The sequence below is a fragment of the Pantoea sp. ICBG 985 genome (assembly GCF_002928365.1).
Lineage (GTDB): Bacteria > Pseudomonadota > Gammaproteobacteria > Enterobacterales > Enterobacteriaceae > Pantoea > Pantoea dispersa.
On sequence record NZ_POWM01000003.1, the window covers coordinates 186,521 to 210,805 of the forward strand.

At 56.3% G+C, this 24,285-nt stretch carries 24 protein-coding genes; 13 read left to right on the forward strand and 11 right to left on the reverse strand.

Going from position 1 to position 24,285, the window contains the following annotated elements; genetic code table 11:
• Positions 1-44 precede the first annotated feature (44 nt).
• From C1Y42_RS10260 to C1Y42_RS10290, 7 genes are all read left to right on the forward strand, one after another.
• Entirely contained in the window at positions 45-590 is a 546-nt protein-coding gene (locus C1Y42_RS10260) for a GNAT family N-acetyltransferase (protein ID WP_104093346.1), read from the forward strand.
• On the forward strand, positions 587-1,738 hold the full coding sequence (locus tag C1Y42_RS10265; RefSeq protein ID WP_104093347.1) for an amidohydrolase: 1,152 nt from the start codon (positions 587-589) through the stop codon (positions 1,736-1,738). Before C1Y42_RS10260 ends, C1Y42_RS10265 begins: the two co-directional genes overlap by 4 nt.
• Positions 1,735-3,051, forward strand: a complete 1,317-nt coding sequence (locus tag C1Y42_RS10270; protein WP_104093348.1) for an MmgE/PrpD family protein — start codon at positions 1,735-1,737, stop codon at positions 3,049-3,051. Before C1Y42_RS10265 ends, C1Y42_RS10270 begins: the two co-directional genes overlap by 4 nt.
• Positions 3,052-3,091: 40 nt before the next feature.
• Positions 3,092-3,787: a YafY family protein gene (locus tag C1Y42_RS10275; protein ID WP_104093349.1), complete on the forward strand. Its 696-nt coding sequence runs from the start codon at positions 3,092-3,094 to the stop codon at positions 3,785-3,787.
• A 57-nt stretch (positions 3,788-3,844) separates the two neighbouring features.
• Complete coding sequence (locus tag C1Y42_RS10280; protein WP_104093350.1) at positions 3,845-4,228, forward strand: VOC family protein; 384 nt, start codon at positions 3,845-3,847, stop codon at positions 4,226-4,228.
• Between the two features lie 499 nt (positions 4,229-4,727).
• Positions 4,728-5,882, forward strand: coding sequence for an MFS transporter (locus C1Y42_RS10285; protein ID WP_104093351.1), 1,155 nt, complete (start codon positions 4,728-4,730; stop codon positions 5,880-5,882).
• A gap of 34 nt (positions 5,883-5,916) precedes the next feature.
• Positions 5,917-6,711, forward strand: a complete 795-nt coding sequence (locus C1Y42_RS10290; RefSeq protein WP_104093352.1) for a hypothetical protein — start codon at positions 5,917-5,919, stop codon at positions 6,709-6,711.
• 125 nt (positions 6,712-6,836) lie between these two features.
• Here the strand turns inward: C1Y42_RS10290 and C1Y42_RS10295 are convergent, their stop codons facing one another.
• The 4 genes from C1Y42_RS10295 to leuE all read right to left on the reverse strand — a co-directional run bounded on the left by C1Y42_RS10295 (position 6,837) and on the right by leuE (position 11,180).
• Positions 6,837-7,544, reverse strand: coding sequence for a cysteine hydrolase family protein (locus C1Y42_RS10295; protein WP_104093353.1), 708 nt, complete (start codon positions 7,542-7,544; stop codon positions 6,837-6,839).
• Positions 7,537-8,847: a cytosine permease gene (locus tag C1Y42_RS10300; protein WP_104093354.1), complete on the reverse strand. Its 1,311-nt coding sequence runs from the start codon at positions 8,845-8,847 to the stop codon at positions 7,537-7,539. Before C1Y42_RS10300 ends, C1Y42_RS10295 begins: the two co-directional genes overlap by 8 nt.
• Positions 8,840-10,288 carry an amidase gene (locus C1Y42_RS10305; RefSeq protein ID WP_021509018.1) on the reverse strand — a complete coding sequence of 483 codons (1,449 nt, stop codon included), beginning with the start codon at positions 10,286-10,288 and terminating at the stop codon, positions 8,840-8,842. The genes C1Y42_RS10300 and C1Y42_RS10305 overlap by 8 nt, the downstream gene beginning before the upstream one ends.
• 253 nt (positions 10,289-10,541) lie before the next feature.
• Positions 10,542-11,180, reverse strand: a complete 639-nt coding sequence (gene leuE, locus C1Y42_RS10310; protein WP_021509017.1) for a leucine efflux protein LeuE — start codon at positions 11,178-11,180, stop codon at positions 10,542-10,544.
• Positions 11,181-11,218: 38 nt separating this feature from the next.
• Here leuE and C1Y42_RS23985 point away from each other — a divergent pair, with 38 nt between their 5' ends.
• Positions 11,219-11,350, forward strand: a complete 132-nt coding sequence (locus C1Y42_RS23985; protein ID WP_255418419.1) for a hypothetical protein — start codon at positions 11,219-11,221, stop codon at positions 11,348-11,350.
• Positions 11,351-11,381: 31 nt separating this feature from the next.
• Here C1Y42_RS23985 and C1Y42_RS10315 read toward each other — a convergent pair whose 3' ends face one another.
• Entirely contained in the window at positions 11,382-12,263 is an 882-nt protein-coding gene (locus tag C1Y42_RS10315; protein WP_104093355.1) for a LysR family transcriptional regulator, read from the reverse strand.
• A 123-nt stretch (positions 12,264-12,386) separates the two neighbouring features.
• Between C1Y42_RS10315 and C1Y42_RS10320 the strand changes: the two genes are divergently transcribed.
• Positions 12,387-13,241: a Vmh family MBL fold metallo-hydrolase gene (locus C1Y42_RS10320; RefSeq protein ID WP_104093356.1), complete on the forward strand. Its 855-nt coding sequence runs from the start codon at positions 12,387-12,389 to the stop codon at positions 13,239-13,241.
• Positions 13,242-13,289: 48 nt separating this feature from the next.
• Here C1Y42_RS10320 and C1Y42_RS10325 read toward each other — a convergent pair whose 3' ends face one another.
• The gene (locus C1Y42_RS10325) at positions 13,290-14,270 is read right to left on the reverse strand and encodes an alpha/beta hydrolase (RefSeq protein WP_369974302.1); all 981 of its coding nucleotides are present in this window, start codon (positions 14,268-14,270) and stop codon (positions 13,290-13,292) included.
• 343 nt (positions 14,271-14,613) lie between these two features.
• Between C1Y42_RS10325 and yddG the strand changes: the two genes are divergently transcribed.
• Entirely contained in the window at positions 14,614-15,528 is a 915-nt protein-coding gene (gene yddG, locus C1Y42_RS10330; protein WP_058781547.1) for an aromatic amino acid DMT transporter YddG, read from the forward strand.
• Between the two features lie 47 nt (positions 15,529-15,575).
• On the opposite strand, the gene C1Y42_RS10335 is transcribed toward yddG, so the two are convergent.
• Positions 15,576-16,544 carry a GlxA family transcriptional regulator gene (locus tag C1Y42_RS10335; RefSeq protein ID WP_104093357.1) on the reverse strand — a complete coding sequence of 323 codons (969 nt, stop codon included), beginning with the start codon at positions 16,542-16,544 and terminating at the stop codon, positions 15,576-15,578.
• Positions 16,545-16,656: 112 nt separating this feature from the next.
• Here C1Y42_RS10335 and C1Y42_RS10340 point away from each other — a divergent pair, with 112 nt between their 5' ends.
• Positions 16,657-17,298 (forward strand): HD domain-containing protein, encoded by a 642-nt coding sequence (locus C1Y42_RS10340; protein ID WP_104093358.1) that lies wholly within the window; start codon positions 16,657-16,659, stop codon positions 17,296-17,298.
• A 556-nt stretch (positions 17,299-17,854) separates the two neighbouring features.
• Positions 17,855-19,531, forward strand: a complete 1,677-nt coding sequence (locus tag C1Y42_RS10345; RefSeq protein ID WP_104093359.1) for a DUF4041 domain-containing protein — start codon at positions 17,855-17,857, stop codon at positions 19,529-19,531.
• A 307-nt stretch (positions 19,532-19,838) separates the two neighbouring features.
• Here C1Y42_RS10345 and C1Y42_RS10355 read toward each other — a convergent pair whose 3' ends face one another.
• The 3 genes from C1Y42_RS10355 to C1Y42_RS10365 all read right to left on the reverse strand — a co-directional run bounded on the left by C1Y42_RS10355 (position 19,839) and on the right by C1Y42_RS10365 (position 22,561).
• Complete coding sequence (locus C1Y42_RS10355) at positions 19,839-20,906, reverse strand: mechanosensitive ion channel family protein (RefSeq protein WP_104093360.1); 1,068 nt, start codon at positions 20,904-20,906, stop codon at positions 19,839-19,841.
• Positions 20,907-21,323: 417 nt separating this feature from the next.
• The gene (locus C1Y42_RS10360; RefSeq protein WP_104093361.1) at positions 21,324-21,902 is read right to left on the reverse strand and encodes a YceI family protein; all 579 of its coding nucleotides are present in this window, start codon (positions 21,900-21,902) and stop codon (positions 21,324-21,326) included.
• A gap of 281 nt (positions 21,903-22,183) precedes the next feature.
• The gene (locus tag C1Y42_RS10365) at positions 22,184-22,561 is read right to left on the reverse strand and encodes a helix-turn-helix domain-containing protein (protein WP_104093362.1); all 378 of its coding nucleotides are present in this window, start codon (positions 22,559-22,561) and stop codon (positions 22,184-22,186) included.
• A 101-nt stretch (positions 22,562-22,662) separates the two neighbouring features.
• On the opposite strand from C1Y42_RS10365, the gene C1Y42_RS10370 reads away from it, so the two are divergent.
• Positions 22,663-23,391: an SDR family NAD(P)-dependent oxidoreductase gene (locus tag C1Y42_RS10370; RefSeq protein ID WP_104093627.1), complete on the forward strand. Its 729-nt coding sequence runs from the start codon at positions 22,663-22,665 to the stop codon at positions 23,389-23,391.
• Positions 23,392-23,449: 58 nt separating this feature from the next.
• Here C1Y42_RS10370 and C1Y42_RS10375 read toward each other — a convergent pair whose 3' ends face one another.
• Positions 23,450-24,229 (reverse strand): MipA/OmpV family protein, encoded by a 780-nt coding sequence (locus C1Y42_RS10375; RefSeq protein WP_104093363.1) that lies wholly within the window; start codon positions 24,227-24,229, stop codon positions 23,450-23,452.
• Positions 24,230-24,285 lie beyond the last annotated feature (56 nt).

A 24,285-nucleotide genomic window follows, 5' to 3' on the forward strand; every position in this document is an offset into this window, starting at 1 on the left:
CCTTCTTTCTTTATCGCCCGCCGGGCGGTTTTCCGGGGATAGCTATGACACTTGAGTTTCGTCAGGTCACAGAAGACGAAGTGGACACTTATCAGGCGCTGATGCATGCCGCCTATGCGCCCACGCTGGCGCTGGGGATCAAATTTGATGCGGCCACCGCTGACCGCGAGAAAACGCGGCGGCATCTGCAAAGCCACGGCGTGTATGCGCTGTATGCCCAGGGCGTGATGGTCTCCTCGGTCACCGTGCGTTATCCATGGGGCCCGTTGCCGGGTCCGTTCGGCCTGCCGCACATCGGCTGGTTTGGCGCCCACCCGGACTATGCGGGGCAGCAGTTTGGCCGCCAGGTTCAGGATCGCCTGGAGCAGGAAATTTTACGCGGCCAGTTACGCGCACCGGCGGTTTCGCTCGGTACCGCCATCAGCCATCCGTGGCTGATTGATATGTATCGCAAGCGCGGATTTGTGCTCATGCACACCACCGATCTCGGCAAAGGCCACATCACGCAATATATGAAAAAAGTGCTGGATGAAACCGCGCACGATGCCTGGCTGACGCGCCAGGCGGCATCACAAGGAAGCCAGGCATGAGCCAACTGAATGAAACAGCGCTGGGCGAGCAGCTGATCGCCTTTCGCCACGAACTGCACCGTTTTCCGGAACTCTCTAATCAGGAGTTTGAAACCACCGCCCGCCTGCGCCAGCAGCTGGAACAGCACCAGATTCGCATCGTTGATTTGCCACTGAAAACAGGTCTGGTGGCGGAGGTCGGCCCGGTACAGGGACCGCTGATTGTGCTGCGTTCGGATATTGATGCGTTGCCGATTGAAGAGCAGTCGGACGTTGCTTTTCGCTCGGAGCGTCCCGGCGTGATGCACGCCTGCGGCCACGATTTTCACGCTTCCGCTGCACTCGGCGCGGCGATTCTGCTTAAGCAGCAGGAGGCAACGCTGCCCGGCCGCGTGCGGATTCTGTTCCAGGCCGCCGAAGAGACCGGCCAGGGCGCGCCGGATGTCATCGCCACCGGCGCGCTGCAGGAGGCGGTGGCGATTTTCGGCATTCATAACGATCCGTCGCTGCCGCCTGGCGTGGTGGGTAGCAAAGCCGGTGCGCTGACCGCGGCGGTGGATCGCTTCGATATCCGCATCACCGGCACCGGCAGCCATGCTGCCAAACCGCATCAGGGCAACGATCCGATCGTTATCGCGGCACAGATTGTCTCCGCGGCGCAAACGCTGATTAGCCGTAACGCCCCCTCCGCTGACAACGCGGTGGTTTCGATCACCCAGCTGCACAGCGGCAGCACCTGGAACGTCATTCCGGACAGCGCCTGGCTGGAAGGCACGGTGCGCACCTTCTCTCAGTCCACGCGTGAGCGACTGGAGCAGCGCTTCCGCGAAATCGTGCTCGGCCTTGGTGCGGCCTTTGCCGCAGAGGTTGAGTTTAACTGGCACGCCGGTCCGCCTGCGGTGGTGAATGATGCGCACTGGGCGGATTTTGCTCTGCAGCAGGCCACCGCCAGCGGACTTGAGGCGCGCGTGGTGGAAGCCAGCCCGATCGGCGAAGATTTTGCTTTTTATCAGCAACAGCTGCCCGGCGCCTTTGTGATGATCGGCACTGGCGAACCTTATGCGCTGCACCATCCGGCTTTTCGCATCAATGATGCGGTGTTACTGCCCACGTCACGCTACCTCGCGCAGCTCGCTGTGGCGGCGCTGCGCAGTCTGGAGCAGGCATGAACCTGAGCGTCGCGCTGGCTGAGCGCATCCTGCAAAGCCAGCCGGATACGGCGGCACGTGATGCCGCGCGCACTGGCATACAGGATTTTCTGGCTGTGAGCTGGCCGGTGTTACAGCAGCAGGTACCGGATAGCGGCTTACCGGCGCTGCGACAGGTTTATGGCGACGGCAGCGTACGCTCACAGGCGTTACTGCTGGGCTATGCCGGGCATGCGCTGGATTACGATGATTTCCATGCCGATTTTCGCGGCCATCCCAGCGTGGCGATTCTGCCTGCGCTGTTTGCCTGGCAGCAACAGCAGCCCGCCACTGCCGAAGCGTTCCTTGATGCTTATGTCATCGGCGTGGAAGTGGCTGGCCGGCTGGGACTGGCCGCCAGCCAGCAACACTATGCGCTGGGTTATCACAACACGGCCACGCTGGGCACGCTTGCGGCGGCGGCCGCGCTGGCACGTCTGCTGCAGCTTAATGCAACCGACTGCGCCACGCTGATCGGCATCGCAGCGACCCAGGCCAGCGGACTGCGCGCTCAGTTTGGTTCAGCGGTGAAGCCGCTGCACGCCGGACTGGCGGCAGAGCGTGCGGTGATGGCGGCGCAGCTGACGCTGGCGAAATTCGATGGCCGGCATGAAGGCGTGCTCGACGCGTTTCTCGCCGCCAGCAGTAATGGCGAGGCGCAACCGCAACGACTGGTGGAAAACTGGGGCGCGCCGTGGCGCATCAGTACCCCCGGTCTGGAGTTCAAACCCTTCCCCACCTGCGCCGGAACTCACAGCGCTGCCGAAGCGGCACGTCTGCTGCGGCGCGCCTGGCTGGCGGAAGGCCACTCGCTGAACTCGCTGCTGGAAAATATTGATGACATCACGGTCGCCTTCCCGCCGGGTGGTGACATCGCGGCGGCAGTTCGCGTGCCGGCTAACGGCATCGAAGCACGCTTTAGCCTGGAGTACGTGATTGCCGCCATGCTGATGTATGACGATTTGCGGCTGGAAGATTTTGCCGAAGGTGCGCTTAATCCGGCGGTGATGCCGCTGGCGGCCAAAGTGCGTCGCACACCGGATGCGTCCGCGCCGCCCGATGCGCTCAACCCGGCGCGGCGTTTTCATCTCGTCACGCTGACGCTGAAAGAGGGTCGTCAGCTGCAGCAGCGCCGCACGCGGCAGCAGTCGCTGGCGGATGGCGTAGATGTGGCGGCCAAACTGCGTCAGGCGCTGCGCCATGAAGTGCCGGCGCGCCAGCAGCAGTTACTGGCTATCAGCGAGCTGCAAAGCACGGCGGATTTGGCTACATTAAGCCAACTGTTGCGCGCCTGAATCCTGGCGGCGCGCGTTCTTCGCTTAAGGCTGGCGTATCATGTCTAAAACTCAGCGGCTTCCTGAACTGCTGCAATTGCTGCGCTGTCATCGCTATCCGCTGACCGCGCAGCGTATCGCCGAGCAGCTGCATATCAGCGTGCGCACCGTCTATCGTGACATTCTTAGTTTGCAGCTGCAGGGCGTAGAGATTGAGGGCAGCGCGGGCGTTGGTTATTTACTGAAATCCGACGGCCATTTGCCGCCGCTGATGTTTTCCCGTCAGGAGATTGATGCGCTGGTGCTTGGGCTCAACTGGGTCACCCGACACACCGACGATGAGCTTAAGTCCGCCGCGCGCCATGCGCTGGCTAAAGTCCAGGCTGTGATTCCGCCGCATCTCACGCAGAGTATCGATCACCAGTCGCTGCTGATCGCCTCCCAGGGCGAAGCGTTGTTCGAAACCCATCTGCCGCAGATTCGCCAGGCGATCCATCAGCGCAGCAAGATCAACCTGCGCTACAAAGATCTGCAGGATAACCTCTCCACGCGCACCATCTGGCCGGTGGTGATTGGCTACTTTGAACGCGTGCGCCTGCTGTGCGGCTGGTGCGAACTGCGCCAGGAGTTCCGCAATTTCCGCGTCGACCGCATTGAAGCGATCAGCGTCAGCAGCGAACTCTATCCCGGCACGCGTCATCAGTTGCTGAAACGCTGGCGGGATTATCAGAATCTGCGGTACCCGGTAGACTCCTGACAAAATCTGTCACAGCCTCCCCCTACTATGCAGCGGTAAACACACAAGGAGATCACCATGCTTACCGCTAATATGACCATTATTTATGTGCCCAACGTCGTGAAAAGTGCTGACTTTTATGCCGCGCTGTTCGACATCAAACCCGCAGAACTCAGCCCGACCTTTGCCATGTTTGTGTTTGAGAGCGGCTTTAAACTGGGTATCTGGTCGCAGTATATCGTTGAACCCGCACTCTCCCTGCCTGCCAGTGCAGCGCGTAGCGAAATTGTGTTTAAAACCGCGCGCAAAGACGATGTCGATTTTCTTTATCACGAATGGGGCGTGCTGCGTGAAATCACCATTATTCAGTCGCCGGTGCGCATGGACTTTGGCTACACCTTTACCGCGCTGGACCCGGACGGGCACCGCCTGCGTGTCTGCTATTTACAGCTGGATGAGTAAGTGAAGAGGCCTGGCGCTTACGGTTGCAGGTTGTTAAATGCACTGAGTAATCATTAATTATATTTATATTCTTAATTGCCGATTAATGACATCAACGCTGCTGTTCAGTTAAGCAACGTGCAGGTAATTCAACCTGGTGGATAGCGGTGCGATTTATCGCGCAATAAGTTGCACCGCTACACAGTGCGCGAGATGTTTGTATCACCACAGGTTAATTACCATGCATTTCAGTTAATTATAATATTTTTTGTCATTATCGACTTTATCCGTCATAACGTTCCCATCCCACATCGCGCTTTTTTAAAATGCCTTCCGTGTATGCCATAAATAAAATCTACTGAATACAGCCACCTGAACACGCTACGTCATTTCCAGGACAAGTCTTGTTACTGTTAAATATTAATTACGTTTTTATGGGCCTCTGCACAGGCTGCAGTGTACCTGTAGCCCGACCATGGATAAGGCCAGGCGATTAAACGCCGTACTACACCGGGATGTGATGATGAACAGTAATCTGCTTAACCTGCGCCAGCAGCGCGCGACGCGCACGCTATTTTTTATCGCCGGACTGGGCATGGCCGCCTGGGCGCCGCTTATTCCCTTCGCCAAAGCGCAACTAGCGATCAATGACGGCATGCTGGGGCTGCTGCTGTTCTGTATCGCCGCAGGCTCCATGTCAGTTATGCCTTTTACCGGCGCGCTGATAGCCCATTTTGGCTGTCGCACGCTGCTGCTGCTGTGCGGTGCCGGACTGGCCCTGGATCTGCCGCTGCTGATGCTGCTGTCCTCACCACTGCCGATGGCGGGCGCGCTGTTGCTCTTCGGCGCGATCAACGGACTGATGGATGTCAGCATGAATTATCAGGCGGTGATCGTGGAGCGCGAGGCCGGGGTCAGCAAGATGTCGGGCTTTCACGGCTTTTACAGTCTTGGCAGCATTGCTGGTGCCGGCGCGGTGAGTCTGCTGCTGTGGCTACAGGTTGCGCCTCTGCTGGCGCTGCTGCCGCTGTGTGTGTTGATTTTATTGCTGCTGCTGATGAGCCATAGCGCCCTGTTGCCCCGTCGTTGCACGGATGCAAAACCAACGCGCGGTACGCTGCGCGCCCTGACGCACCGTAACGTGGTGCTGATTGCCCTGCTGTGTTTCCTGCTGTTCCTCACCGAAGGCGCCATGCTCGACTGGTCAGCGGTGTTTATGAACAGTGAACGCGCCATGTCGATGCAGCTGGCCGGTTTCAGCTTCACGCTGTACGCCACGGCTGTCGCCACGCTGCGCCTGTTTGGCGATCGGCTGATTAATCACTACGGCAGTCGCCGCGTTCTCACCTGGGGCGGTCTCGTCGCCAGCGGAGGGCTGGCTTTAGCGATTTTCTCCGTCTGGCTGTGGAGCGCCCTGCTCGGCTTTGTGCTGGTGGGTATCGGTCTGGCCAATATCGTGCCGATTCTGTTCAACGCGGCGGGTAACCAGCGCAACGTCGCCGCGCATTACGCCATACCGGCCGTCACGCTGTGCGGTTACTCCGGACTACTGCTGGGCCCGGCGCTGATTGGCTTTAGCGCCCAGCTCACGTCCCTGACCACCACGCTCAGCGCCGGCATCGTGATGTTGCTGCTGGTGACTTTCGCGGCGCGTTTCGCTCTGACAGCGAAGTAGCGCCTCTGCCCTGTCATATTCACAAGGAGTTTCTATGACAACCTCAACGCAACCGGTGTTCAGCCTGCACTACGTCGGGCTCAATCTGAAGAAAGGCGTTAATGCCGCGACCTTCGAAGCCTTTCTCAAGGCGCGCGGCACGCAGATTCCTGCTTATCCGGGCTGGCAATGGTCGCTGTTAAAAGGCCTGCGCGGCGAACGCCAGGAACAATACCTGATGCTGTATCAGGCTCCCAGCCAGGCAGACTATGACCGCTATATCACACCGGCTGGCGAACTCACGGCTGAGGCCACCGCCTTCTGGCAACAACGGCCCGAGGCGTGCGCGCTGCTTGAGGAGTGGAAAAACTTTGCCACCTATGGGGAGTTACCAACGCTGTTCTCCACCTTCTCGCTGCTGGCAGAAAACCGCCACAGTTCACTGCCGCCCGGCCCGAACTTTCAGCCCGATGCTCAACCTGCGGTGGCACGCGTGGTCGGTTTTCATCATCTGGCACTACGCGCTGGCGTGACGGCTGCCGACTTTGATCGCTTTATGATTGAGAACGTCGCGCGCATTGATGACTATCCCGGCTGGAAGTTTCACATGCTGAAGGGCACCGGCGGCAATCGAAGTGAGCAATATGCAGTGATGCTGGTGATCGAAAGTCTCGACTCGCTCAACAGCTTCCATCCGGCGATGGACGTCTCAACCGAAAAATCGCTGACGTTTGTGAAAAACCATCAGGAGAGCGAGCGTATGTATGATGAATGGCGCACCATGGCCTCGTTCTCCGGCGCACCGCAAATGTATACCGACTATCTGACGATTGCCGGCAACGTCGGCTGAGGTTGGCCATGACCGGCGGAGGCCGGTCAGACTGCATCATCACGCCCGTTCAGGGTTGGTGTTCGGTTGTGGCTGGCCCGGCACCTCAACGCCTGGCCAGCCCGCCGTTCGCGTCCGTTGCCGGATTAGCTCACCCGCGCCACTGCCGGGCTGTTCAGCGCGGCCAGCAGCGTTGCCGAGTCCGCCACTGCGCCAAAAATACCGCCCTGCATATGAATCATGCTGAGCGCCGCCTCGTGATGTTTCAACTCCGTCGCCGCGCAGCAGTCGCTCAGCACCAGACATTCAAAGCCGCGATCGTTGGCTTCGCGCAGTGTGGTATGCACGCAAACGTCGGTAGTGATGCCGCTGATGATTAAGTTGCGGATACCGCGACTGTGCAGAATCAGCTCAAGGTCGGTGGCGTAAAAAGAGCCTTTGCCGGGTTTATCAATAATCACTTCATCCGGTAGCGGTGCCAGCTCGGGGATGATTTCCCAGCCTGGCTCACCGCGTACCAGAATGCGACCACAGGGCCCGGGAGCACCGATCTCCGCCTGCATCCGCCGCGATCGCCAGCGCTTGTTGGCCGGCAGATCGCTCAGGTCCGGACGATGGCCTTCACGGGTATGGATGATCGGGAAGCCGCATGCGCGCATGCGCGCCAGCACCTGCTGCAGCGGTTTGATGGGTGCACGCGTAAGAGAGATGTCGTAACCCATGGTGTCAACATAGCCGCCCTTACCGCAGAAGTCGGTTTGCATATCTATCACCAGCAGCGCGGTGTTTTGCACCGTGCAGTTGCCGTCAAACGGCCACGGATAGGGGGTTGAATCAACGATATAATCAGGCATTGCTTTTCTCCATTACCGCCGTGCTACTTTCCGGTTTCCATTTCACGATCAGCGTATAGCTCAGTGCTGCGGTGACCAGGCCGATAACCGCTTCACCAAACTGCGGGAATTCGAGGTGGGCCATCACCGCACACAGGCTGCCGATGGCCCAGGCGGCGAACGCGCTGCCGCGCAGGCGCCGGGTTTGACGCTGTTCGCTGATTTTTGCCATAAAGATCAGATCAACAATCATCACTGCGCCAAACGGCGGCACCACCATGCCAAGCAGGCTGAGCCATTCGAGGAACAAGGACCACACGCCGGCCAGCGCCAGCACGCCACCGATGGCCCCGAGGATCAGCGTCCACAGGCGCATATTGCTGCTGAACAGATGGCTGAAACCGACCGCGCCGTTATACAGGCAGTGCGTGCACACCGAACCGAGGTTGATAAACACAAACAGAAAGGCAATGACGGAGAGCAGCATGCCGTGCCCCATCAGCAGCGGCAGGAAGTTACCGCCGTTGCTGAGCGGATCGACCGCCGCGCCGACGGCGACAATCACCACACCAAACAGATAGGAAATCACATTCGCCAGCGGGAACGCGGAAAACGCGGCGATCACCGCTGATTTGCCGTCCTTCGACCAGCGGGTAAAATCCGCTGTCATGGTGCCGGAATCCGCAAAGCCGGCAATCACCATGGTGACCGCCGTGCCCATGCTCATGGCGCCAGCGGCTGCCGGACTGCCCTGCCACTGGGTCAGCGTGGTGAAATCATGATCCTTGCTCACCAGCCACAGCGCCACCAGCCCCAGCACCACAAACAGCGGAGCGGCAATCATTCCCAGCACCGACAGCGCCCGCACCCCGAGAAAGGTGACGCCGGTATACAGCACCATGGCAAACGCGGTGACCGCCAGCGCATTCCAGCCAAAAGTCTGGTTGATCACCGTCCCGGTCAGGCCGGTCTGGAAGGCGTACCAGCCTATCACCACGGTAGAAAGAAAGCCGGACACCAGAATATAGCCTTTGGTGCCGAAGGTCCGCTTCGCCTGCAGCGCGAAGTTCATACCGGTATGTCCGGCGAACCAGCTAAGTGCGCCGACATAGGCAAACAGCACCAGGTTACCCAGCAAAATCGCCAGCAGTGCCGGCCAGAAGCCAAGATGCCAGGTGATAATGCCGCCGAACAGCGCATTGGTGAGGATCATCGGAAAGCCAAACCACACCGCCGACACCGAACCCGTCGAGTGGCGATGGCTAAGCGGCACCGGCTCATGCTCGAACTCCTGCTCCAGCGCAGGGGAAGATTTGTTACTCATGGAGAACTCCAATAGCAGCAGGATAGTGATGATTCCATGGTTGGATGCGCTCAAAAGCGGCACTGGCCGCCAGCACCAGGCCATCGTCCAGATGACGACCCACAATTTGCATACCGATCGGCAGACCACTGGCCGTGAAGCCGGCAGGCACCGAGGCGGCAGGCTGACCGGTAAAATTGAACGGGAAGCAGAACGACAGCCAGTGATCGCTGCGCACCATGCGGCCATCAATGATTTCCGGGCCCTGCATGTGCAGCGCAAACGGCGGCACCGCCAGCGTCGGTGACAGCAGCAGGTCGTAGCGCTGCATAAAGCGCCACAGCTGGTTGCAGAGCTTTTTGCGCGTGGTATTGGCGTCGGTGAAATGCTCCGCGCGCCAGTCGCGCTGCAGCATGGCACTCAGGTGCGGTGACATCGCTGTTCCCAGCTGGTTCTGCATCTGGCGCATGCCGCTCAGATCGCTTTCGAACGCCACCAGCGCAGCAAAGCTGGCGCTTTCGTCAGCGATGCCGGGATCCACCTCCTCCAGCTCTGCGCCCAGCGCTGCAGCGAAACGACGCGCGGCCGCGGTGACCACGGCGCGCACTTCCGCATCGACGGCGATATAGCCAAAGTCGGCGCTGAAAGCGATGCGCAACCCCTGCAGTGGCCGATCCAGACTGGCGAGCCAGTCAACATCGCTGCATGGGATGGAGTGCCGATCGCGCATGTCCGGACCGGCCATCACCGACATCATCAGCGCGCTGTCGCGCACGCTACGCGTCATCGGACCGATATGTTCAAGCGATTCCCAGCTGGAAACGCCAGGATAACGCTCATCGCGGCAGCCCGGCCACAGCGGCACCCGCCCCATCGAGGCCTTGAGTCCATAGACACCGCAATGGGCCGCCGGAATTCGTACCGATCCTCCGCCATCACTGCCGAGCGCAATCGGACACAGCCGCGCCGCCAGCGCCGCGCCGGATCCCGCACTCGATCCGCCCGGCGTTTTGCTCACATCCCAGGGATTACGCGGTGAGGGAAACAGGGGATTATGGCCGACACCGCTGTAGCCAAACTCCGGCGCGGTGGTCTTGCCCAGCAGGATGGCATCCGCCGCCAGCAGGCGCTCAACGGTGATGTCATCTTCTTCGGGAATAAAATCGGCGTAGGCGGCCGATCCTGATGTGGTTCGCACACCGGCGGTACAGATCAAATCTTTTACCGCCAGCGGCACCCCCGCCAGTGCGCCCAGCGGCTCGCCGCGCGCACGACGGCGGTCGATCTGCTCTGCCTGTGCCAGCGCCCGCTCCGGCGTTAGCGTACAAAACGCCTGAATCAGCGGCTCCCGCTGTTCCAGGCGATCCAGCGTCGCCTGGGTTAACTCGCGCGCGGAAACCTCGCCGTCGCGCACCCGCGCCGCCAGCTGGGTGGCATCTTCATCCAGCAGTGCATCAAACATGATCGTTCTCCCGGGTTAATTGGCTACCGGGAGGAGTGCAGTTTGCGTGCCAGAATAGTGTGGTGTGCGCGGCCGTTATGCGCCGGACCAGATGGGATACGGTCTGGGATACAAGATGGAATACTTATGGATGCGGCAGCCATACCGATGCAGGCAATGCGCACAAACTGTGCGCACCGCTGCATCATCGCGTTGCCATTTTAGGGTGCAGCCGGCGGAGGCGACGTTGCTGCCGTGGCGTGCTTCAGAAGGGTTAGCTTTGCGCGCTGACTAACCGCACGGCGAAGCCAAAAAACAGCATGCCGGTCAGCATGTTCGCCAGCTTAACCAGGCGGGTGCGGCTGCGCAGATAGCGCACCATCACCGCGCCAGCCACCAGCAACAGGGAATAGTAGCTGAAACTGATCACCTGAATCAGCGCACCCAGGGTGGCAAACGCCGGCGCGGTATGGGTTACGCGCGGATCGATAAACTGAATGAAGAACGAAACGTAAAACAGAATCGCCTTGGGATTAGTTACGCCAAGCAGCAGCGCACGCAGGAAATAGTTTTCCTCTTTTACCGCTTCAGCCGGTTGATCGCCGCTGCGTTTGCGCAGCGCGCCGATGATAATCTTCACGCCGAGATACAGCAGGAACATGGCACCAAGATAACGCACCACCATAAAAATATGCGGACTGGTACGGATCAGCGTCGCGACGCCCGCCCAGGCGAGGAAAATCAAAATCAAATCGCCCGCCATCACCCCGGCTATCGCCTGACAGGCCGGCTTTGCCCCACGACTCATCCCGGTGCGCAGCACATACAGGCTGTTGGGTCCGGGTAATAGAATGATCACCAGCGCGCCCGCCAGGAAAGTCCAGAGATTGATAATGCCTAAATCGTGAAACATTACGGTGCTACCCCATGCCGTTAAGCAGGTAAAAATGAGTGAAAGTGGAACCCGGCGCGCTGCTCAACTGCCGCGGCGCGGCGCATAGTAGCAGTTGTGCGGTGGATTTGTCGCTTAACGCCACGGTTCAGGTGGTCGAAACGGTGTTACGTAACACATACAGCGCGTGACAGGCACCAGTGACGTTGTCACAGTGATGATTCAGAGGTTTTGCAACTGCTGCGTCACCGCATCCAGAAATACCCGTAATACCGCAGGCTGGCGTTCGCGCGACATATACAGGCCATAAATGCCTAAGGTGCGCGGTTGAAAGCCGGGCAGTACGCAACGTAACTGACCGCTGGCGAGCGCAGCCTGTGCCTCCATTGCCGGCACCATGGCAACACCACAGCCGGCGATAGCAGCATCACATAACACGGATGAAATACCGGCGCTGAAATTGCCGCTCACCACCACGGAAACCGCCTCGCCTTGCGCATCGTGAAACTGCCAGCGCTGCCCGGCAAAGCGGCTGTAGTGCAGGCAATTATGTTGTGCCAGATCCGCTGGCGTCTGCGGTTCGCCCCGCTGCGTTAAATAGGCCGGCGCGGCGCAGACTACCGAGGCACATTCACCCAGCCTGCGGGCAATCGCGCCGGGCTCCGGATCGTCGGTAATACGAATAGCCACATCGATGCGCTCACCCACCAGGCTAACCGGCTGATTATTGATCTCCAGCTCAATACGCACCGCCGGGTAACGCGCAAGGAACGCCGGAATCATCGGTCCAAGAATGTGTGTGGCGGTTGAATGTGCACAGGCCACGCGCAACGTGCCCTGCGGTTTGCCCTCATCGCCCTGCTGTTCAATCTCGTCGGCCAGCCGGGCCAGCGCGCGTGTCTTATGCAAAATCTGCTCACCCGCCGGGGTAATGGTCAGCCGCCGTGAAGAACGGTGCAGCAGGCGTGCGCCCGCCCACTTCTCCATTTCATCAAGATAGCGACTGACCATCGGGCGCGATATATCCAGCGCGCGCGCCGCCGCGCTCAGGCTTCCCAACTCACAAATCCGGTTAAACACCCGCGCTGCCGTCACTCTGTCCATGCAGGCTCCATCTGATCGTTTTATGCAACTGATCATATCTGATTGCGGGAATTCTGCCAGCTGGCGATTTGCTTACAATAGCGTCTTTCAGTGACGGCACGTTGCCGTAAAAAGGAAGATGCCATGAAGATGAAATCACTCGCGCTGCTGGTCACCTTAGCCGCCGCGCCGGCTTTTGCCACCCCGTTGCAGTTAGACGTGTATAACCCACAGGAACAGGGAATTTTTCCGGTCTCGTCGACGCTGGTCTCCGGTCCGCATGAAGCGATTCTGTTTGATGCGCAGTTCAGCCCCAAAGATGGCGAGAAGCTGGTGGAACTGATTAAATCGCGCGGCAAGCAGCTGACCCACATCGTGATCACCTCGGGCGATCCGGATTTCTACTTCGGTCTTGAGCCGCTGGTGCGGGCGTTCCCGCAGGCCAAAATTGTCGCCTCGCCGCTGGTAGTGGAACATATCGAAGCGACCAAAGATGCCAAGCTGCAGTACTGGGGACCGCAGATGAACGGCGCTGCGCCGCACCAGCTGTATGTGCCGCAGATTACCCACCAGACGCGGTTTAGCGTCGATGGTGAGCGCATCGAGCTGCGCCACGCGGCAGAAAAATCAGCCTACGTGTGGATTCCCTCCAGTAAGGCAATACTCGGTGGCACAGTGGTGGATTCCGGCATTCACGTCTGGACCGCGGACACCCAGACCGCAGCCAGCCGCGCAGAGTGGCGTCAGGTATTGCGAGAAATGCAGCAGTTGAAGCCGCAGGTGGTGATCCCCGGCCACTATCTGGGTGCGCGTCCGGCGGGCGATAAGGCGGTCACCTTTACCCTGGATTATCTGCAAAGTTTTGAGCGGGCGCTGCAACAGCACAAAGGCTCCGCGGCGGTGATTCAGGCGATGAAACAGGCGTGGCCAACCTTAGCGGATGTCAGCTCGCTGGAGCTGAGCGCGAAGGTGAATACCGGTGAGATGAAGTGGAAGTGACGCGAGGATAAATGAACGGGCCAGACGCCGCCGCGCCTGGCCTGAAGCTTACTGCAGATGGGTTTTCAGCTCTTCCGCCGCCTGGCGAATCGCAGTGCGAACCGCCGGCACCTCGCTCAGCGGATTGAGCAGGCCGTAGTCATGAATCAGGCCGTTATAGCGCGTCACGGTGACATCCACTCCAGCAGCATCCAGTTTGCGACCAAAGGCTTCACCCTCATCACGCAGCACATCCAGTTCTGCCGTCTGAATCAACGTTGGCGGTAGGCCCTGCAGCTGCTCTTTCGTGGCGCGCAGCGGCGAAGCGAGAATATTGTCGCGCTCGCTCTGTTTGGTGGTGTAGGCGTCCCAGAACCATTTCATCATGTTACGCGACAGGAAATATCCGTTGGCAAACTGGTGATACGAAGCGGTATCAAAGCGCGCATCGGTTACCGGCCACAGCATGATGTCATAACGAATCGCTGGCGTTTGCTGCTGTTTAGCCTGCAGCGCGACCGCCGCCACCATATTGCCGCCGACGCTGTTACCGACCAGCGCCAGGCGCTTACCATCGACACCAATTTCACTACCGTGTTCCGCCACCCAGCGTGTCGCCGCATAAGCCTGATTGATGGCCAGCGGATAATGCGCTTCGGGTGACGGCGTATAGTTCACAAACACAGCCGCTGCGCCAGATTCCACCACCAGATCGCGCACCAGACGTTCGTGGGTCGGGAAATCACCGAGGATCCAGCCGCCGCCGTGGAAGAACATAAATACCGGCAGCGTACCCTGTGCGCCCTGCGGTTTTACGATATTCAGCTTAATGGGCTGGCCGTTTACCTGAATGGTTTTTTCAGTGACGTCGGCCGGCGGCAGCGTTACGCCCTTCTGCGCATCAATCAGCACCTGGCGCGCCGCCTGCGGTGACAGTTGCTCAATCGGTTTGCCGCCGCTGCTGTTCAGCGCCTGTAAAAACTGCTGCACGTGACGTTCAGGTTGTGGTGCGTCAGCAAAGCTATTTACAGATGCAGTAGCCATCGCCATGGCAAGCAGAGAGTGTTGTAATTTCATGGTGTTACTCCTTTAATATTTTTTGCGATTATATCGCACACTATTTAAATGATAATGACTCGATGGTCGTGTTCTGAACTGAGACTGAATTTATATAGCGCGCTATTTAATAGCAAGATATTTTTTTAGCGAAGATTTACATCACTACTCTATTGCACTGATTTTAATCAGGATATTTTTTTAACTTTTTGTCTGCAGACGGGTTCGTTTTCCGGCCAGTCACATTGGCAACCTGCAGATTCATCTTGTCTGCGTCCCCGCCAGCCGCCACACTGGCGAGCAAGCCGCGATTTTTCACACATTGAGGTAACGGGTAATGCCACAGAGTAAAGCTACCCTGACTGGTCTGCTGGCCATTCTGCTGTGGAGCACGATTGTAGGATTAATAAAAAGCGTCAGTGAAAGTTTTGGTCCGGTAACCGGTGCCGCGCTGATTTACAGCGCCAGCGCCCTGCTGTTGCTGCTCACCGTGGGTTTTCCTGACCTGCGCCAGTTTCCCCGACGCTATTTGCTGATCGGCAGCCTGCTGTTTGTCTGCTATGAGCTCTGCCTGTCGCTGTCGCTGGGTTTTACTCATAGCGGCCATCAGGCGATTGAAGTCGGCATGGTTAATTACCTGTGGCCGGCGATGACCATCGTTTTAACGGTGATGGTTAACCGGCAAAAGACCAGCCCGTTGATTATTCCCGGCCTCCTGCTGGCCGTCGCCGGTATTTGTCGGGTACTGAGCGGCGATCGGGGACTTTCACTGGGCGAAATGATCGACAACGTGATGGATAATCCGCTCAGTTATGGTCTGGCATTTGGCGGTGCGATGATTTGGGCGGTTTATTGTGTAGTGACAAAAAATAGCGCTAAAGGCAGTAACGGCATCACGCTGTTTTTCATATTAACTGCGCTGACGCTGTGGCTGAAATCGCTGCTATCACCGCAGCCGCCCGTGGTGTTCTCCCTGCAGGCGTGCATCAGCCTGGCGCTGGCAGCAATGGCGATGGGGCTCGGCTATGCGGCGTGGAACGTCGGCATTCTGCACGGCAATGTCACGCTGTTAGCCGCAGCCTCCTACTTTATCCCTATCATTTCATCGCTGATAGCCGCTTTTATCCTTAACTCCAGCCTGACTTTCTCCTTCTGGCAAGGCACGGCCATGGTTTGCCTCGGTTCGCTGCTCTGCTGGTGGTCAACGCGCGGGACTGCAACGCGTAAGCTGGAAAGCAACACGCTGGAATAACCGGCTGGATGGCGCAGCCGGACGAGAATGCAGACAGTGGTGCACACTCAGCGCGGCGGCGGGAACATTTTGCGATACAGCGACGGCGTCATGCCGGTCACTTTGACAAACGCGCGGCGCATCACATCGGCACTGTGATAACCGCAGGCCGCCGGGATCGCTTTGAGCGGCAGCTCACCGGCATCCAGCAAAGTCCGCGCGTGGCTGATGCGTGCCTGCTCCAGCCATGCGCCAGGCTGGATCTGCATCTCCTGCTGAAACAGACGCGCTAAATGCCGCGTACTGAGGTGCATGTGCGCCGCCAGGTCTTCCAGCCCGCGAATCTGTGCCAGATGCGCGATTGCCCAGCGCTGCATCTCCTGAAAGGCGCTGCGTCCGGCCAGGGACATCTGTTGTTTACGCACGAAATGTCCCTGTGTGACCGGGCGCTGGAAGAACATCACCAGGCTGGCGGCCACCTCCTGCGCCAGCTCGCACCCGAGATCCTCTTCCACCAGCCGCAGCGCCAGATCCAGTCCGGACGTCACCCCCGCTGCCGTGCGTAATGCACCATCCGCCACATATAGCGCATCGGCTTCGACCTGCGCGTCGGGTAGCAGTAATGCCAGCCGTTCCGCACACGCCCAGTGAGTAGTGACTTTCCTGCCGTTCAGCAAACCCGTTTGCGCCAGCAGCAGCGCCCCGGTACACACCGAGCCGTAACGCTGGCTGCGCTGACAGAGCGCGATAATCTGCTGGCGCTCACTGGCGGAAAGCTGCATGTGGCTGGCGTCAGGTGCTCCGGCGACCAGAAAGGTATCGGCGCGATGCTGTGTCGCCGCAGTTAGCGCAACGTCGGCTTCCAGCCGGACACCAGACGAGCAGCGGATGCTGGTGTGCTGCAGCGACATCACGCTGAGCTGATACACCTGACGATGCAGCAGCCGATTTGCCTCGGCAAACACATCCAGCGGCCCGGAAATATCCAGCAACTGGGCGCCGGGAACGGCCAAAAGGGTAATGTGATGGTGAGTCATTGTCTGGCTGTCCGCTTAAATCGCAATGTCTGGAATCATCGTTAAACAGAGATTCATGACATTGTCGCGCGGCTTTATGCTGAACGCAACTTCACTAAGCGGAGACATCACCATGAGTTTTACGATTAACGGCATTCGTATTCCAGACAGCAAAATGGCGCGCGATGCTACCGCGCTGGTACGTGACATCGAATCGGATCTGTTATTTCATCACTCCAGCCGCGTTTTTTACTGGGGCGCTTTGGCAGGTCAGCGACTGGGCGTCAAAGTGGATGCCGAGCTGCTTTACGTTGGCTGCATGTTTCATGATGTGGGCCTGACGCAACAGCATTGCAGCTGCGATAAGCGCTTTGAAGTCGATGGCGCCAATGCGGCGCGCGATTTTCTGCAACATCACGGGGTTGCCCAGGCGGATATTGATAAAGTGTGGACGGCGATTGCCCTGCACACGACGCCCGGCATTCCGCAATTTATGGCCGGGGAAATCGCCCTGGTGACGGCCGGCGTTGAGATGGATGTGCTGGGTATTGACTATGACCACTTCAGCGATGAGCAACGTGAAGCCGTGGTGCAGCAGCATCCCCGTCCGGCACAGTTTAAAGAAGAAATTATCCAGGCATTTTATGAAGGCATTCAACACAAACCGGCGACGACTTTCGGCAACGTGAAAGCTGATGTCATCGCTGATAAGCAACCGGCATTTCGCCCGATGAATTTTTGCCGGATTATCCGCCAGTCGCGCTGGGCGGGTTAACATGGACAGCGGAGATAGCTCATCGCGAACGGGAGAAATGGCGACAGAAGCGTGCGCTGTGAATCCCGGCAACAAAATTAACTCATCGAACATTGTCAGCAGGAGAGAATTTTCGTTGCTACTATAGTGACGCAACACACAGCTCAAGCGTTGCGACGAGAATTTTTCCTGTAGTTTTTTGTTATGCCCGCTCTGCGGGCATTTTTTTCCGAAAAATGCACCATCGCGCTGCTGCCAAACCTCTTACGCCGCAGGTTTCAAACGGCTTGATTCCCCTGCTTCCAGCAATACCTTTGCGGTCGTCCTTGTACGTTCAGCTAACAGAGGGTCATGCACGGACACGGTGTTAACCAAAGCAATCAATTCATAACAATTCGACCATGCTATAGGTATTTCTTGATTACAATTTCATGAGACTTATCACCCGGGCGCCCAGAGGCAGGTTCAAACTTTCCACTGTAAATGATATTTTTGAATGTGCTTTTTCAGATATAGAAGTGATAACATAGTTAGGAAGCACAGCTGTTACAAATTGATAGAGTAAAAGGACTTTGAAATGGAATTATTTTTAGTAGTAGTACTCTTATTAGCACTTCTGGCTCCGGTTTTATCTGTCGTACTTTTCAAAAAAAGCAAAAAATACCGAGAGGAAATAGCTCTTTTAATCTCCGGCAAAAATACGCTTGGCGAAGAATTAGGTGAAACGCAGAAAAAATTAGCTCAGGCTGTACGTGACCACGCAGAACTTGAAGGAAAAGCCACTCCTTTGTGGCAGTATCAGGAATTACACGATGCAGTATTAGATGCGGAAAAAAAGATTAAAACCGCTGACGCTATTGCCAGAGAAAAGCTGGATGACGCGCAAAAACAAGCGGCAAGAGCGGTAAGCGAAGCTCACGATCAGGCTGCATTGACAATAAGCAACGCCAATAGCGAAGCTGTCGCTATCACCCAGGATGCGCGTGATGCACGCCTGAAAGCCAAAGAACGACTCGATAACGCGAATAGTAAAGCGGATGAGCTGATCTCCAACGCAAATGATAATGCGATGAAAATAATCGCGGATGCAGAGATACGTGCAATGGAAATAGCTGGCTCCGCATATGAAGCGAAAGAGTTTGCAGAGACCTATCAGGCTGTCGCCAGGTCAATGAAAAATAAAATTGAAGGGTACGGCGATGAATGGATAGTGCCAAACCGAAGCGTTTTGGACGAACTGGCAGAGAATTATGAATTTACGGATGCAGGAAAAGAACTGCAAAAAGCCAGAGAGTTAACTAAGTCTCTTATCAAAACGAACAAAGCGGCAAGCTGTGATTACGTCGAACCAAACAGAAGAAACACCGCCATCAAATTTGTACTGGATGCTTTCAATGGAAAAGTCGACAGTACCCTCTCAAAAATTAAACACAACAATTACGGCAAATTATCCCAGGAAATAAAAGATGCCTTTGAGCTTGTTAATTTTAACGGTTCAGCCTTTAGGTCAGCCAGGATCACTGATATCTGCTTGCAGGCCCGACTCAACGAGCTTAAATGGGGAGTAGCTGTAAATGAAATTATGCTCGAAGAAAGAGAAGAACAAAGACGAATCAAAGAACAGTTGCGTGAAGAAGAAAAGGCGCGTCGCGAGTATGAAAAAGCGATAAAAGAAGCTGAAAAAGAAGAAAAAACAATTCAGCAGGCGATTGATAAAGCGACTAAAGAACTGATGCTCGCAGGCGAAGAACAACGTATAGCCCTCGAACAAAGACTGGCTGAGCTACAAATTAAATACGAAGAAGCTGAAGCCAAAAACCAACGAGCCATTTCGTTGGCACAGCAAACACGTTCAGGTCATGTGTATGTGATCAGTAATATCGGCTCGTTTGGAGAAAACGTGTATAAAATTGGGATGACACGCAGGCTCGAACCGCTCGACCGGGTTCGTGAACTTGGCGATGCCAGCGTCCCGTTTTCATTCGATGTACATGCAATGATCTACAGTGATGATGCTCCTTCGCTTGAAAATCACCTTCACAAGGTGTTTAACGATAAACAGGTAAACAAAGTTAACTCCCGCAAAGAGTTCTTTAATGTAGGTATTAAAGAAATCAAATCCACGATTCAGGAAATGAGCATTGATGTGCATTGGACAATTTCTGCAGAAGCTAAAGAGTACAGAGAGTCTTTAGCCATCGAAAATGAACGCAACACAGCGTTAAAAGAAAGCGAAGAGTTGATTGTTGCATAATGTTTTGTAGCCATGATATGACCTGATGATGATACGTCAGGTTATTGTGAATGTAAGAATAAGTGGCGGATCTGGTGACATTCATTCGTAACGGCTGGGGCAATCAGGCACCTGCGGTAACCGCGGATCAGGTGGCAAAACTGCGTAAAGATCTGCCAAAGGCAGCGGAGGCGGATAAGGAAAAGAGTCAGTAAAAACGGACGGAGAAAACGCCCTGTTCAGGGCCCCGACAAGGGCCCTGATAATGACGCCGGATAGCAATGGCAACCTGAGCAATTACCGTGCAATACCCCATCGCCAGCCTGAACTATGCTTTGTCGGCTTCGGTCAGGGTGGCTCTCACCTGCGGCAAACTCTGCGGGTAATTCTGCTGAATGAATTCAATCATTTTCTCGCGTACATAGCAGCGCAGATCCCATGCCGTCGGTGAGTTCTGCGCGGTCATCAGTAAACGGATGGTCATGGTTTTTTCCGTGGTATCGGTCACCTGCAGTACCTGAGTTTCACGATCCCAGAGCCGGGTCTCATTGAGGATTTTTTCAAAATGCTCGCGCAGCGGCGCCAGCGGCATCGAGTAATCAACATACAGAAACACAGACCCCAATATTTGCGCATTATTTCGCGTCCAGTTCTGAAATGCATTCTCGGTAAAATAGGTGATGGGCAGCACCAGACGGCGTAAATCCCAGATGCGCACCACAACATAAGTCAGATTGATTTCCTCAATCCAGCCCCACTCCTTTTCGACCACCACCGCATCGTCAATTTTTATCGGTTGGGTGAAAGCAATCTGAATGCCGGCAAACAGATTCACCAGCGACTTTTGCAAAGCGAAACCAATAATGATACCGGCGACACCGGCACCCGCGAGGATGGTGGTGCCGAATTTACGTACACCAGGGAAGTTGAGCAGAATTAAACTCAGGCAAAACAGTACCAGAATGACGATAGCCACTTTTTTAACATAGATTAATTGCGTACGAATTTTACGCGCACGCAGGTTGTTCGACAGGTTGATATCGTAGCGAATAAACAACATATCCTGCGCTACGTTAATCAGACGAATCAAAATGGAACAGAACGATAAGATGATAAAGATATTAAGCGTGGTGGCGATAAAGCTCAGTGAGCCAGGATCGAGATGCACATAATTCATCCCCATATTGATCAGCAGTAATGGAATGAATAAAAATAACGATCCCCGCAGATGCTTTTCCAGCGATTTAAACAGCTTGCGATCGCGGCTTTGCCAGTAGCGGATAAACCTGAGAAGAAGAAAGCGGGCCAGAAAACCCAGCAGTAGCGAGAGTGTGACGAGCAATACAGCAGGCACCCATGTCGGCGCACCAGATAACTCACCAGGAAGTAATGGCATGATATTCCCTTCTGTTCAGCTAACAACCGTGGTTGTCAGATAAGTCACCAAAATCAGTAACCGTTATCGTGCCGGTTATCTGCTAAACCCATGATTTCGCACTTCAGTGGGTAAAAATATAGTTCACTGGCCGCTGTTAGCAGGGTAAAAACCCATCAGGTAATCAGGTGCAGTGCTGGCGGTCATCGCAAGGGTATGAATTGGTGGTTTTTTTCGGCTTTATTGCTAAAGGTCTGAAATTGCAGGCAGGTGATGAGGCAAAGCTTCAGAGGGTGCTGACGAGAAATGCGCTGGCAGGCAGTGATGCTGCACCCAGGGAAGAAGTACAGACAACCTGTTGCGCCAGCTCGCGCTGAACACGCGCATAGCGCCGCAGGTTGATGCAGAGAAAAGGCGCGCGATTAAGCGCGCAATGCATTATTTGGCATACGCCTCGGTAGAGAGCGTAATCGTCACTTCGTCGCCCACGGCTGGAACATATTTATCGATTTTAAAATCCGAGCGTTTGATGACGCCGGTGGCATCAAAACCGATCGCCTGCTTTTTAACCATAGGGTGCATATCCTGCTTGTTCAGCGTGGCATGCAGCACAACCGGCTTAGTGATACCTTTGATGGTTAAATTACCCTGCACATCATATTTATTATCGCCTTTGCTTTCCACATGGGTGCTGTGGAAGGTGGCCTGAGGATATTTTTTAACGTCAAAATACTCATTACCCAGAAACTCTTTGGTCAGCGCTGGCACATGCGTGTCAATCGTTTTTAACGGCAGGGTCACATTAACCTGTGACTTTTCCGGGTTTTCTTTGTCAAAAGCCAGCTGACCGGAAACATCAGAAATATCAGCAGTCGGATGAGAGAAACCAAAGTGATTCCATGCGATCACCACGGAAGTATGTTGCGGGTCAAGGTTATATTCCGTCGCCGCGGCATGTGACAGGGGAACATATAATGCCACCAGAGAAAGCAGCGCCGTTTTTTTCAATAATTTCATGGAAACATCCTCAAATAATCAAGTGATAATACTGTAGCGCAAACCTGCAGAGGTGTTATTGAAATCATTTGCTTTACCCATTCAAAATTTTTAACCGTTTTTTCCCGCACGCAAATAATAACGCAACGTGAAATTTACTGAAATGACGCAATTAAATTCCGGCGAGTCGAGTTTAATAATTCCTTTTTTATGTGGGCTAATTTAGCGGCGAGGAGAAGAACGGCAAACCATGTTGAGCATGCGATTAACAGACCGCCTGAATAGCCGGCGGCCGCCACGCTTTATTCTTCGCTGGCACGACGTTGATCATAGACAACCTGTGCCTTTTCAATCGCGTCGCCCTGCTCTCTGGCCCACTTCACCAGCGCAACAAACGGATCCTGCAACGTCTGGCCCAGCGGCGTAATGGCATATTCCACCGCCACCGGGGACGAGGCGATCACGCGACGGCTAATCAGGCCGTTACGCTCCAGCCGGCGCAACGCCTCCGTCAGTGCCTTGTGGGTAATCGGATCAAGACGGCGCTTGATCGCGTTAAAGCGCGCGGGTTCAGTGCACAGCACGGTCAGAATTAATACCGACCACTTATTGGCGACCTGTTCCAGGATTGGACGGGTGCTGTTGATCTCTGCCAGCAGCACCGCGATATCAGTCGGCATGGGGTTTCCTTATGTATATCTAATGTAAATAAGGTGCGTAATTGACACTAAATATACGAAATGTATCATCAGCTGTCCACCCCTCTCATTCTGGAGCAGCCATCATGAAACTCGAAGGAAAAGTCGCGCTGGTGACCGGCGGCGGCAGTGGTATCGGCCTCGCCATCGCGCGCCGTTTTGTGCAGGAAGGTGCCCACGTTTTAATCACCGGGCGACGCGAAGCGCTGCTGGCCGAAGCCGTCACGCTGACTGGCGGCCGCATTGAGGCAATAGCGAGCGACCTCACCAGCGCAGACGATGTTGCCCGTCTGTTTGACACCGTGCAGGCCCGCGCCGGACGACTCGATATTCTGGTGAACTCCTCTGGCGTGGCTGAACCCGCCAGCCTGGAAGAGACCAGCGCAGAGCACTTTGACCGCACGTTCGGCCTCAACGTGCGTGCCATGGTATTCACCGTACAGCATGCGGTGAAGCACATGACGGAAGGCGGTGCCATCGTGCTGGTGGGATCGATTGCGGGCAGCATGGCCAATCCCGGCTATGGCGCTTACTCGGCCAGCAAAGCCGCGGTGCGCGCCTATGCCCGCACCTGGAGCAACGAACTGGCACCGCGCGGCATTCGCGTCAATACGCTCAGTCCTGGCCCGACGGACACGCCGATGTTTGACCAGGTCAGCGACGAGGTACGACAGACATTCAGCGCGCAGATACCGGCCAAACGCCTCGGCCATCCTGACGAAGTTGCGGCGGCCGCCCTGTTCCTCGCATCGGACGAAAGTGTTTATATTACCGGCAGCGAACTGGTGATTGATGGCGGCATGTCCGCGTAGTGGTTGTCGTGCTGCACAGCGCGCCTGCCGGGCGTTGTGCAGCCACCGATAACGTTTCTCAGAAGGTATAGCTAAAGCCGACCGTGCCGGTGACCTGATCGCGCCGGGACACGATCGGGCTGTCCGCCGCGCGATCGCCCAGCCAGCTGTAACCGGCACTGACCAGCGTGCCCCAGTGGGCATCAAACTGGTGGCTCCAGGTGAGCGTAGTCGCAACACCATAGAAGCCGCCGCCGGCATCGTAGCGTGAAAACCGGCTGCGCCTGCTCTGGACATCGCTCACGCCATACCAGGTATTCATATAACGCGCATCGCCAAACAGCGCCGCCGTCTGCAGTGCAACGGTATCGCTGTCGCGCTGGAGGGGCACCAGCGTAACGGATGCCTGATAGTTCACGCCCTGATCATCGCTGAGCGGCAGCACCGCTTTGCCCTCTGCGCTCAGCCACGGTGTGAGCTGCCAGCCCAGCGCCAGTGCAGTGTTCACCGTCGCACTGATGTTTCCCATGCCTTGCAGCCGGCTGGCGCCGTCCCGCCACGTCGAATCTTTATCGCTTCGGCCCAGGCCATAACCCAGCGTGTGTTCCAGATAAACCCCGCTGTCGCTCTGCAGGTCATAACCAATGCCTTTCTGGGCATCAGCAAAAAATGCGCCGTCTCTGGCCTGGAAAATCGGTACCGGCTGCACCCGTGTTTTATTCGATCCGCTGTAGCGTGGCGCGAATTGCGCCCCCGCGCCGAGCGTCAGGCTGGTCTGTGCGTCGCCATCCGCCCTGGCGGCAGCGGAAATCATGAGTAGTAGATGGGTCATGTACATCAGCGTTTTTCTGGTTATCATCGTGTCACCTCTTTATCGGTCCGTTTACCGCCCCTTGCCCGGGCAGCCGCAGCGCG